Source organism: Paenibacillus sp. Y568, from assembly GCF_059445545.1.
Window position 1 is genome coordinate 1 of the sequence record NZ_JCAIUM010000035.1, and the last position, 12,389, is coordinate 12,389.

Below are 12,389 nucleotides of genomic sequence, written 5' to 3' on the forward strand. Positions count from 1 at the left end.
ACTGAAGGCATATGTAAAGGAACAACTTCCAGAGTATATGGTTCCCTCCTATGTGATGTTAATGGATAAACTTCCACTCACGATGAATGGAAAGGTAGACCGCAAAGCTCTGCCACAACCGGAGTCTGGAATGAATGAAAGTGACTCTATCATCTCACCAAGAGATGAAGTAGAAGAGCGTATTGTTGAAATTTGGGAAGAATTACTTCATGTCAAGCCAATCAGCGTGTTCCATAACTTCTTCGAGCTTGGAGGACACTCTCTAAAGGCAGTTCAATTGGTCAGCAGATTCTCCAGACTGGGATGGGATCTATCGATTCTTGAAATATTTACGCACCCGACACCAGCAGGACTAGCGGAATGTATTACTCATTCCTTATACCGTGCAAATGACGAGGCGGCAGTGAGTGAGGAGAGGATTCTATTCAAAGAGCGGGAGGACCTTAAATATCACTCAGGTGTCACGTTAAATGAAGAAGGAATTCGTCGGATTCTAGTGGATCTGAATGTGATTCATGAGGGTTTCGCGGCTGGAATATCTGGAGGAGCTGTGGATGTGATCTACAATATCTCCCCTACACAGCACTATCATCTGAATGTTCATGATGTTTCAGGAACAGTCGTTATGCTAGATCGACCAACAGATAAGAAATTGTTGGAGCAAGCCTTGTTACACCTTATTTCCACGCAAGATGTGTTGCGTAGTGTGCTGATAGAACAAGATGGGGGATTATATTGGAAATTAGTTCATAAACCGTTGAATGTGTCCATACCATATCTGAACATTTCGGATTATACCCCTGAAGAACAGGATGTAATCTTGCAGGAAATAATGCGCAACTTTTTCCTTAGTAATTACACTGCACCGGGGACAATAATGTACAGGATATTACTTGTCACAATATCAGAAGGCAAACACTCCGTGATTATGCCTTTCTCTCATGCCATCTTTGACTACATGAGCAGTGAGGTGATCAGAAATAAGCTTACTCAATATTATGAATGTCTTCAGAGGAATCAGGAGTTACCTGCGGTTACTGGACCTTCTTACCGAGATTTCATCCAGCATATCATCCAAGGACCTAGAGGATTAAGCGATGAGATGATTATGGAAGGATTCGCTCTTGAACAGTTCAAGGACGCTTCTTGCAAAGCAGCCATCGTATTTGGAAATTATGATCCTTCGACTGTGACGTCATTAAGTTATGAAGTGAAACTGAAAGCCGAAGGAGTGAGTCTGGAAACCGACGAAATGTGGATGCAATCATTAAGGATGTTTCTATCCTTCTTCCAGACCAACTTCGGCCTTACATCCATACCTGCTTGGATAACGCATTATGGAAGGCAGTACGGTCAATCACAGTACTTTAATCTGGTAGGGGAATGTATCGATTATCTTCCCATACTACTAGATGCAGAGAACAGTATATCCGTGAATATGAAGACTATTAAAGATCGAATTACGCTTGTAAGCGAATGCTCTCTCAATATTGCAAATCTAATGTATAACGACTCAGTTAAGGAAGAATGGAGTAGATCTGTAGAACATGTTCGTGATGCTTTCGCCTTGCTACCGATAAACTTCAACTATCTTGGCGAACAGGATATGACTGGTGACGTTCTGAAAGGGGTTGATGTAAATGGAGTGAATAATGGGAATAAGAATCGGATTTTATACACATGTTGGCATCATCAGGGCTATGCGCATGTCAATGTCGTCCTTCCCTTTACAGATGATCCTGATAGATTCACACGATCCTTCAGTTATTAATCCGATAATGGAGATAAGTAATCATTCGGGACTGAAGTATCGTTAAAATAACAAATAGAAAGGTATGGAGAAATGCATGATACTCGAAATATAGTACTATTTAGTCTCAGTAGACTCATATCTGAACTGATGGAATCGATGTTCAAGTTTGCACTTAGTTTGTACATACTTGATATTACGGGTTCCGCTAGCATGTTTTCAATTGTTCTAGCTTGCATGTTCATTCCCAGCGTACTCGTTGACATCTTTGCAGGAATATTCGTGGATCGATCCGATAAGAAAAGAGTTCTGGTTTTATGCAATCTTCTCAGTGGTATTGCTGTCCTGATTTTCTTTGCTATGTTCCAACTTTACCCAAAGAATATAATGCTATTTATATGTTATGCATTGATTCTCAACACTTTTCAAGCAATATTTAGCTTAGCGGTGAATGCATCTGTTCCCAACTTAGTCTCTAAAGAACGTGTGTCTGCAGTCAATTCAAGTAATCAAAGTATCAATGCGTTGTTTAATATTATGGGGCCGATCATCGGGGCTATTGCTTACGTCAGCATGGGTATTGGTCCCATGCTGATGATGAATGGTATTGCGTTCATAGCGTCAGGAGTAGTTAATATGTTCTTAATATTTCACTCCAAACAGAATCACAAGGAAGTTAAGAAGTCTTATTCTGAAAGTTTCAAAGAGGTATATCGGTATATCCACAAGCGTACAGCAATTAAATATTTGTTAGGTGTATTTGTTATTACCAACTTTATTGTTGTTCCTGCGATAACTGTGGTGCTCCCTTTCGTTATTAGGAAGGTGCTAGATATGTCTGCTCATCAATTATCTTACATTGAAGCAGCAGCATCGGCAGGTTTAATTATCGGAGCAGTATTGGTATCCGTCAGCAAGATCAATGGATTTATCACGAACAAGATATTTATATTATTTCAATTGCAAGCTGGTGCTCTCTTGTTATGGGTCTTTCCCAAGTTACCTTTTGTAGATCCTAATGCCACTGTATGGATAACGATTGGGTACATTTTCGTTCTGGCATTTACAGGAATGTTAGTGTCCATGGGCAATATACCAATGGTATCTTATGTCCAACTCCATATACCTGATCATCTGCGAGCAAGTATTTTCGGGGTTGTGAGTACAGTGACAACAATATCAGTTCCTATTGGAGTGTGGATATACGGTATGTTGCTTGATCAAATGGATTTCTCATATCTGATGATCGGATCAAGTATTCTACTCTTTATTGTTGGGAATCTTGCGCATCGGAATAAAGCGCTTCGGAACTTCTTCAAGGAGGATGCGGATGCGGGCGTGGAAAAATCAACCTATATTGAATCTTCAAATGTAGAGGTACATTCTTAAAACAAGTAATATAAATTTGATTCAAAAGGCGGGGTTAACAATGAACCAATTTGAAAGATTAGAATCCAACGTAAGATCATATTGTCGATCATTTAATAATACTTTTTCCAAAGCTAAGAATGCGTACCTCTACGCGGATGACGGAACAGAGTATATCGACTTCTTCGCAGGTGCGGGCGCGTTGAACTATGGGCATAATAACGATTATATTAAGCAAAGTCTACTGGATTATATGGATTCTGATCAAGTTATTCATTCTTTGGACTTGTATACTTCTGCGAAAGCTACCTTTATCCAACGATTTAGCGAATTGGTACTGGAACCAAATAGGTATCCGTATAAAATGCAATTTTGTGGACCGACGGGGACGAATGCGGTTGAAGCAGCGCTGAAATTAGCTAGAAAGGTGAAAAATAGGACAGGAATATTTTCGTTTATGGGTGGTTTTCATGGGATGTCTCAAGGGAGTCTCGCAGTAACAGGAAATAAATTTCATAGAATGGGTGCAGGACTGCCCTTAAATAACACCACTTTTATGCCGTTCCCACACGGGTTTATGAATTCATTTGATACTATTGATTATGTAGATAGTGTGCTGACAGACCCGAACAGTGGAATTGACAAACCAGCAGCGATGATTGTCGAGACGATTCAGGCAGAAGGTGGAGTTATCGTAGCACCAGTGACATGGCTGCAACGGTTAAGTGAGCTTTGCCAGAGGCATGATATTCTGCTTATTGTGGATGATATACAGGTGGGATGCGGCCGAACAGGCCCATTCTTCTCATTTGAAAGAGCAGGTATTGTTCCGGACATGGTTGTTCTCTCGAAGTCGATTAGCGGATACGGGCTGCCGATGGCACTGCTTCTGCTCAAGACGGAGCTAGATATTTGGAAGCCTGGAGAGCATAATGGGACATTCCGCGGGAACCAATTGGCCTTCGTTGGGGCAACAGCAGCGTTAGAATTTAAAGAGACTGAGCATCTTGAAGCTAAGGTGCTCAAGAAGGAAGCATATATTGAACATGTACTGTATCATGATATCCAGTCCTTGCATCCAGACATTGAGATCAGGGGATTGGGCATGATATGGGGAATTGATTTCTCTCGTTTACCAAATTCTGAAGAAGTATGTGCCACGATCGCTCGGAATTGTTATGATAGTGGACTTATTATCGAAAGATCAGGCCGCAATGATACAGTCTTAAAAATATTACCCCCTTTGACAATCGAAATGGCTGTGCTTCAAAAGGGTTGTGATATCATTAAGAAGTGTATTCAGAATTTCCTTCAAGGAGAAATACTAGGTGAGATAAATAACACTAATAGGGAAGTTGCCTCATCTTGAATTTATAGCGATATGTAATAATATGAAGAAACAGGCAGAGGAAATCCTCAGGCCTGTTTTTTGTAATGAAATAGTCATCAGTCTCACGATCATACTAAATGATAGTTTGGAACTGGCATATTAATAGAAACTTTATCATTTAGCTTAAAAGGTAAAGGAGAGATAACTTTCCACTGCTGTCCGGTAGATAGAACATCATAATAGAATTCCTTACCTTGAAACTGCACATTCACGATTTCACCGGAGAGACCACTAACTTGTGCAGGTACGTCTTTCATTCGGTTTGAACGAAAGCGATTAATAGTCCGGAAATCTGGGCGTTGTCGTCCGGCCAACCACATGAACGGAACTTGTTCTCGTATGGCTTTGGCAATTAGGCGGAAAGAATAAAGCCGCTGAGTGTACGCATAAATGATAACTTTAGTGAGCATTTTTGGGTGGTAACTATCCCTGCCACCACCGGGATAAGCGGCATCAAAAATAGAATCGTCGAGTCGATTCACAGCCGTGTTAATGAGGCGAACGAGGTGGCTTTGAGGAATCTCTTCTTCCAAATCCATTGGCAGAAAAAAGCTAGCTGGTCCATGGTATATTGAATGTACAAAAAAATCGCTCCTTTGGTATGGTTGGTGGTACTTCCATTTTACCAAAAAGAGCGATTTTTTTGTGTTGTTTTCGGTTGGGAAGTTGAAAAAATACGCTTAAAGTAGCGTAGAGGACGGAACGATTTCGTAAAAAGCGATAGCGGTCGCCTAAAAGCTTTCCAAAGGAAAGCTACTTCGAAAGCATACGCTGTCTCCGAATTTCAACCGCTGAGTGATTCTAATCCAGAAATTTGGAGACCACAGCGATTGGAGAAACGGTCCGTTCGCGGAGCGTCCTCTCAGAACACCTAACTTTCTCCTACAAAAAAATGGGGTGCCCCTAGCCATTTTAATGACTTATGGGACAGCCCCATAGTTCCGATCTATTTTTTTTCATAATAGTAACCTTTCCGAATGAACTGCCGCGTTTCGGGAGTTACGTATTCTCCAGCATCGAAATTGGCTACTTGATTTCTTGGATATTCATTTGGGAACTTAACATAATAAAACTCACCTTGTGCTGTAACAATCGACTCTATTGGCTGAGTTGCAACTTTAAGTAGAACTTGATCATTATACTCTTTAGCTAACTCAGGTGAAAGTAGACTAGAAGTATGACTTGCCTCATTAGGCATTACAGTACTTTGAGCAGACGTTTTCTTGTCGACAGTCATGATTCCGACAACTAAAGCTATACATAAAATGATCGTAGAACTTGATATCACAATTATCTTGTTTTTATTGACCATCACAATTCCCCCCCTTCATGATTGTTTGTTGAGTAAAGTCTCTATTGTAGGAATCTCAGAGAATGGCAAAAATGATTTCAATAAATTTGAGTTTGAATCTGTATGGCAACGACTTGCTTTCAATATCATGTATCAGTATATAAACCCCATAAATTATAGAAAGTTCGATTATTCATACTTTCAAGCCCACAAGATCATCAATTTGGCTTACATGTCGGATGACAAGATTCTAGTCCGATTCCTGACAAGCGCAGGATAGTTTAATCATTCGCCGAATACCTTAGGGATGGCAAATTTAAGAATTTAGGCAAAATTGGAACATCGCTAATTCTTTTCCTCAAACTATCTAATTAATATTTTAAAAGGAGATTTATAATGAAGCATCTTTGGTGGAAAATTTTATTTTATTTCGTCTTGTCCGTGGTGGTCATATTCATGGCAATCAATGACTATTCAATAGTCTTGATAGTAGGAACCGCTGTGATGGCTACCTTGATTTTTTTTACAATCCAATTCGTTTATCCGTTAGCTTTGGAAAAGCGTGTGGATCGAGTGGAATCCTTTTTACGGAGCCAGAAAAACACGCCTGGACTCTATATTAATTATGTGTTTGCTAACAGACTTGAGGAAGAAGCAAGAACGATTATGGAGAAGCTTATGAGCAAATATAAGAAGGCAGCAGCACAGGCATCATACAAGGCGGCATACGGCGTTTATCGCAAAGATATGACTGCAGTTCAAGAAGCCGTACCGTACATTCGTTATTCCGATTACCGAGCATATTATGAAACGATTCTATTGTCAGAGGACGGGGAAAGTGCTCAGGCTCGAAAACACCTTGAATCCATCAAGAAGCCTTGGATGAGATCAGCACTGCTAGCGGAAATTGAACTCAAATCTGGCTGCATCGAGACTGCGGTCAAGCACGCTAGGGATGCCCTCAACTCTTCGAGAGGTGTCCAACATTATGTGTTACATAAGGAATACGAAAGGACATTACCACAGGCTGTTGAACTCGTATCCTAAATTCGGAAGTAAAGGTAGGATAGTCTGAAGCCTCTATACTACAAAAAATCCATCTCTCTATATGGATCGGAGATTCAAACCGTTATTTTGGTTGGGGTGAGGATAAACTTCTAGATAAAGGTATCCACTGGGAACGGGGGTTCTGCTGGTTTTAAAAGTTATCTAGCTTTTAACAAGGAACTCCGTGTAGGAGTTGTATTGCTATCAAATTATTCTTTTTTCTCGAATTCTCTTATGGATTATTATTTTGCTCAATGTATAAAATGGATTAGTAAAAAAGAACCTTCTCAAGGAATTATGATAGATTCTATAGGTAAAAAAATATTTGAAGCAGTCATATGTAGAGAAAAATCATCGAGCTAAAACCAGCTAATATCTTGTCAATATATTTCTCTTAAATTTTTTTAGCTCAACCTCGAAATCAGTGCTTGATTAATTAGTTAAGCTGATTACGATTGCATTCTACTAAGATTCCCATCTTATAGCTGTCACGATTACGTGTGAAGTAGTGACGGCGTTGATAAGCTTTGATACGATTATGACGTCCTTCTACGGTTGCATTCGTCCATCGACATCGATGATAATTGATGATCTCATGTTGCCAATTACGCATCGTTTTCAATGCGCTTTTAACAGCTTTGTGGTCGATCTCATCGCCCTGTTCACACCAACGGATGAATCCAAGTGTTGCCACTTCGATATTCGGTGAATAGTTATACCAAATCGTAAAGGCTTCTTTCCATTCCCAGCACCTTCGTAGAAGCGCAGAGTAATCGAGCAGTTCTTCTAGCGTTTTCTTACTTTCAACAGATAAAGATTCCTCTTGAGGATTTAGGAGGCGGTGGTTGGCTTTGAGCCAAGCTTTTGCCCGTGGCGAAAGCTCACTCTGTATGGTTTTGCGAACCTCTTGCAAGGCTTCAATAACATAGCCATGGACATGAAAGCGATCAGCGATTCGGATAGCTTTCGGAAAACATTCACTGATCCATGTGTGGTAGGCTTTTGCCAAATCCATCACCACCGCTTTTGGCGTAAGCAGCATGAAATCCGGATGGAACTTCGCATAGTTCCGTAAATCCTCTAGCTTGCGTCCGGGTAACAAATCGAGCATCATTTCTCCCTTAAGGTCATGAATGCCGGTATTGTAGGTATGTCCCTTTTTGATAGCAAAGTCATCCACGCCTAATACCAATCCTTTGTTTGCTTTCGCCGTTGCCCACGCCTGTTTGGAAAGACGCTTACCTTCTACAGGAACAGCCTCGTTGTGCATCCGTTGCACGGTACTGGCGGGTGCTTGTTGCATACGGCCGCTATGTACTGCGGTTGATCCAATGGCTTGCTCGGCTGCTCGCGCTCGAAAGAGGTTGCTGTATCGTCTTTTAGGCCCAACAAAGTCATACACCCAAACAAAACCTACATTACACTGCGAACACTGCATACGAATGGTTGGAATCAATAGGTATACGATCTTCTCAAACACTGACAGGTGTCGGACGGACGCGTTTCATTGCTTCCTTTGCGAGTGACGTATTCAGCGGAGCGACAAATTGGGCAGCACTGTTTGGAGGCTACTGGCGAAGCTTCTATATGAATTTCATCTGCGCTTATCCGCAAAATCTGTTGGATCTCTAGCTCTGGTATATTGAGCATTTCATTGATATACTTAGTCTGCATCTGCTTATTCCTTTGTTGTTGGGTAGGACTTACAACATTACAGGATTCGCAGATGTTTTTCCATTTTCAACCTTAGGTTATTTCGTCAAGCACTGGTTTTGATTTTGAACCATTTTTTTAGCTCTAGCGTTATACTAAAAGGGCATACGTAATAGCCTTCCTATTCATGCTGGAAGGATTTTATTTTAGATGATTTTTTTGGATTCTAGACAATATCTAAAAAAGGTTCTTTACGTGTCAAAACGGCAAAAATCCAATGGAGTAGCTTGTTCATGCAAGCAATGATTGCTACTCGGTAGGGTTTTCCCTCACTACGTTTCTTATCATAGAATGCTCTTAATTTCTTGCTTCCAGAACGTCTAATCCCGCACAAAACAGCAAGATATAAGGTATGCCGTAGTCGTTTGGAGCCACGTTTCGTGATCCGATTTGTCGTTGCCGTAAATTTTCCGGATGAATATACACTCGGATCAATACCTGCAAAGGCGACTAGCTTCTTCGGATGATTAAACCGATGGATTTCCCCGATTTCAGATAAAACCGTTGCCGCGATTTTATTGCCAATACCGGGAATCGATTGGATAATTGAATATTCTTCTACTACAGTAGCAAGGGCATCAATCTGCTCTTCCAAATAGGCTAGATGTACTTGATACTGAAGCAGTAAATCCACGTATAAATTAAGGCTAATGAGGTGACTATGATACGTTATTTTCTGAAAGGGATTGCTAATCGCTGCAACCATAATGAGCGTTGCCTTTTCTTCTGCCCAACGATCAGAACGGCTAGGGCAAAGACATGCAATTCGATCCGAGAGTTTGGCTTCTCCAGATTTTATAATGATCTCGGACGTGGGAAATTCCTTTAACAGAAGCAGTGAAATTCTAGAATAGAGATCTCCGAAGATACCTCGATATTCCGGAAAAACTTGATCCAAGACGGCTTGGAATTGCAATTTAGCTTGAACATACATATCCGTGATGGACTCAAACTGCCTCGTTAAATGACGCAGATCTAAGAGCTGAATGTCCCTCTGTTTGTGAATCTCAAACTCCTCTTTGTAATACAGTTCACAGAGCTGGTAGGCATCTACCGCGTCTGTTTTCACCTTGCGAAGGCTAGATTTCTTCGCTTGATGAGAAATGAGTGGATTCACAACAATGAATTGGACTTCTTGTTCTTTAAGGAACTGAATGACTGCTTCGTGATAATGTCCTGTTGATTCTAAAATGATAGCAGGAGAAACTCCAGTATTCATTTGAAGGGTCTTGACCATGTTGAATAACTCTTCTAGCCCTTCCTGCGTATGAAGAAAGGAGAAGTTTTTACCGTAAGGTTGACCTTTATTTAAGAATGCTTGACCTTCACTTTGACCTTTTGAAATATCCAGACCAATGACTGGATGTATCATATTCTTCATCCTCTCTGATTGTATGGTTGCCGGTAACCCCTATGACATCTGCTTGCAGTTCCACAGCATCGCACGTGATGCGAGATCTAGGTCTCAACCAGCCAAAACATGGTTTCTACAAGTAGGGGGTGAACAGTTTTAGCGACGGGATGTGTTCCCAGGGACACGAACGTTCAACCCCGGCTACTATTTTATTACACCACTTAACAAAAAGAGGTCAACCAGTAAAAACTGGCTAACCTCATAATACGACGGGACACGATAGTGGAACAACAAAGGAGTAGTTTGCTACGGCAGCTGCTCCTTTTATTTATTAAGTTAACGGGCAGGACAGTTATAATTATGTTATTCTATATATGGTCATAATTAACAAATTAAAGGAGGCATATTCGATACAAATTAGTTTCATTGGACCTTGACGGTACGATGTTAAATAGTCCAATGTTGTGGACCAGGTGAAAGGACAATTTAATAATAAAATTAAGGAGCAGTTAAAAAATGAAACGAATATTTTCAGGGATTTTCCTTATATTTCTACTAGTAATTACTTCTTTACCTACTTATGCAGCTGCATCTAACATTCAAATCAAGATTGACGGTGTTGTTATTCCATCCGAGGTGGAACCCGTAATTAGGAACAGTCGTATAATGGTGCCTTTACGTGTTATCAGTGAAAACTTAGGAGCCAATGTCGATTGGTTGGATTCTGAAGTTATCCTCACTAAAAACAATAAGCAGGTAATATTAAACACGCAAAGCAATAACGTAATGAAAAACGGTAAAACGTCTGTGCTTGACGTAAAACCATACATAAATAAAAACCGCACCATGGTTCCACTTCGCTTCCTTTCAGAAACATTTGGCTGTAAGGTCAATTACATTAATTCCACAGTTACTGTTGATTGCGAGGCATTGGTCATAGATGGTGTGAAAGTAATAACATTACAACTGGAGTACCATATGACGATGGGCGGCGTAGTACAGCAAAGTAGCGGTAACGCGTATAACGAAACATTTTATAATACTTTGATAGATAACTTAGGTAGTAAAGTCGAAGCTCCCGCAAATTATTCGTGGATGTATACCTCTGATACTCTTGGATCTTATTATAAAGGTTATCAATATGATTTTTTGAACCTAGAAGGTAATAGCCTGAAACGTTTTGATATTTATAGTTTAATTAAAGATTTTTCAGAAGAAGACTTAGAAGGATACCCAGAAGTTTTAATTCATGACGTTACTGAAAACCAATGGTATTTATTTAGCGATACGGCAATACAAACCATTCATCAGTTAAAAGGTGTGTTCAAAATTATCAGTAATACGATTGTATAGTGTAGAAAATGAAATATATTAATAAAATGTGCTCTTTATAAAGACATAAAATCTTAATAAATAATGACTAAGTAAAATATCTTATTAAGCTATCGGGACACGATAGCTCAATAAAGACACAACGGCAGCTGGTAAGTGGATCGGCTGCCGTTGTTCAGCTAACGGGCAGTATAGCGATATTTACGTTAAACCGTATTCAGTCCGAAATAATATGGTATAATCAATAATATTTTGCTAACATATCTATATATTCCAACGATAAATAGTAACCAGATTCAGAAATGTTATGAAAAGTAGATGGGAGTGTGTGGGGGACAATGGGATACATCTTTCATGAAATTATTCATTTTTCATTAGGGGCTTGTTTAGCATATTTTATAATTAAAAATGATTATATATCACGAAAAAAACGCTTAATTATATACATCATTGGTGGATTATCGGCAATTTCACCTGATATTCCAAAATATTTTGGGAACGATTTAGCTCATTCTATATTACTTGTCCCTTTGATAGGGATGCTGATTGGAATATTAGCAAAATTTCTTTTAAGGGATATATCATTTAAAAAATTGTGGCTTACAGTCTCAATTGCGGTGTTCAGCCATATTGTTATTGATTACATCGGTAATGGAGTGGCTTTATTTTATCCGTTTGTTATAGAGGAAACTGATTTTCATATTATCAATAGTGTTGATTATTTTCTTATGTATCTTCTTTTACTTGCCTTGATTGCCGCATTATTTTTTAGTAGAGGGCGACTTATAATTATAATTTCGTTATCTGTGGTTATGATATATCTTTCCTTGTTATCTTTTTCTAAAATCCAATTCGAACATGCTTTAAAAAACAAGTATCAAGATCAAAATATTCGTTTACTAATTACTTACCCCGCATCTAATTTTCAGTGGAGCTTTCAAGTTAGAACAGATAAAATTTGGGCTAATGGTCATACGTCTATTTTTAAAATAAAAATCAATGAAGATATGGTTAGCGAAGCATTGAACTAACGGGACAGTATGACAAGTTCTGTATAAGCGCTTTACAGCGCGAAAAAACAGAGATTTCATGAAATGAAATCTAACTTTACAACCGAGGATGGGAATGACGGAACCATGTATCC

Annotated in this window: 8 protein-coding genes and 2 pseudogenes; 6 read left to right on the forward strand and 4 right to left on the reverse strand. The window is 39.5% G+C overall.

Going from position 1 to position 12,389, the window contains the following annotated elements; genetic code table 11:
- From AC1D7X_RS25390 to ectB, 3 genes are all read left to right on the forward strand, one after another.
- Positions 1-1,771, forward strand: a 1,771-nt coding sequence (locus tag AC1D7X_RS25390) for a condensation domain-containing protein (protein WP_495476387.1), incomplete at its 5' end; no start/stop codon positions are given.
- Between the two features lie 72 nt (positions 1,772-1,843).
- A complete protein-coding gene (locus AC1D7X_RS25395) occupies positions 1,844-3,139 on the forward strand; it encodes an MFS transporter (protein WP_495457855.1) in 1,296 nt (431 codons plus the stop codon).
- Between the two features lie 40 nt (positions 3,140-3,179).
- Complete coding sequence (ectB, locus tag AC1D7X_RS25400; protein WP_495457856.1) at positions 3,180-4,487, forward strand: diaminobutyrate--2-oxoglutarate transaminase; 1,308 nt, start codon at positions 3,180-3,182, stop codon at positions 4,485-4,487.
- Positions 4,488-4,753: 266 nt separating this feature from the next.
- Here ectB and AC1D7X_RS25405 read toward each other — a convergent pair.
- Both AC1D7X_RS25405 and AC1D7X_RS25410 read right to left on the reverse strand, forming a co-directional pair.
- Positions 4,754-5,091: pseudogene (locus tag AC1D7X_RS25405) on the reverse strand (transposase); the annotation flags it as partial.
- Positions 5,092-5,454: 363 nt separating this feature from the next.
- Positions 5,455-5,823, reverse strand: coding sequence for a hypothetical protein (locus AC1D7X_RS25410; protein ID WP_495476388.1), 369 nt, complete (start codon positions 5,821-5,823; stop codon positions 5,455-5,457).
- 432 nt (positions 5,824-6,255) lie between these two features.
- Between AC1D7X_RS25410 and AC1D7X_RS25415 the strand changes: the two genes are divergently transcribed.
- A complete protein-coding gene (locus AC1D7X_RS25415) occupies positions 6,256-6,846 on the forward strand; it encodes a hypothetical protein (protein ID WP_495476389.1) in 591 nt (196 codons plus the stop codon).
- A gap of 436 nt (positions 6,847-7,282) precedes the next feature.
- Here AC1D7X_RS25415 and AC1D7X_RS25420 read toward each other — a convergent pair.
- Together AC1D7X_RS25420 and AC1D7X_RS25425 are read right to left on the reverse strand one after the other, a co-directional pair.
- Positions 7,283-8,520 (reverse strand): annotated as a pseudogene (locus tag AC1D7X_RS25420) (ISL3 family transposase).
- Positions 8,521-8,725: 205 nt separating this feature from the next.
- Positions 8,726-9,928 carry an IS110 family RNA-guided transposase gene (locus AC1D7X_RS25425; protein ID WP_495457863.1) on the reverse strand — a complete coding sequence of 401 codons (1,203 nt, stop codon included), beginning with the start codon at positions 9,926-9,928 and terminating at the stop codon, positions 8,726-8,728.
- A 501-nt stretch (positions 9,929-10,429) separates the two neighbouring features.
- Here AC1D7X_RS25425 and AC1D7X_RS25430 point away from each other — a divergent pair.
- Both AC1D7X_RS25430 and AC1D7X_RS25435 read left to right on the forward strand, forming a co-directional pair.
- The gene (locus AC1D7X_RS25430) at positions 10,430-11,266 is read left to right on the forward strand and encodes a copper amine oxidase N-terminal domain-containing protein (protein WP_495476390.1); all 837 of its coding nucleotides are present in this window, start codon (positions 10,430-10,432) and stop codon (positions 11,264-11,266) included.
- Positions 11,267-11,583: 317 nt separating this feature from the next.
- Positions 11,584-12,276: a metal-dependent hydrolase gene (locus tag AC1D7X_RS25435; protein WP_495458796.1), complete on the forward strand. Its 693-nt coding sequence runs from the start codon at positions 11,584-11,586 to the stop codon at positions 12,274-12,276.
- The last annotated feature ends 113 nt before the right edge of the window (positions 12,277-12,389 follow it).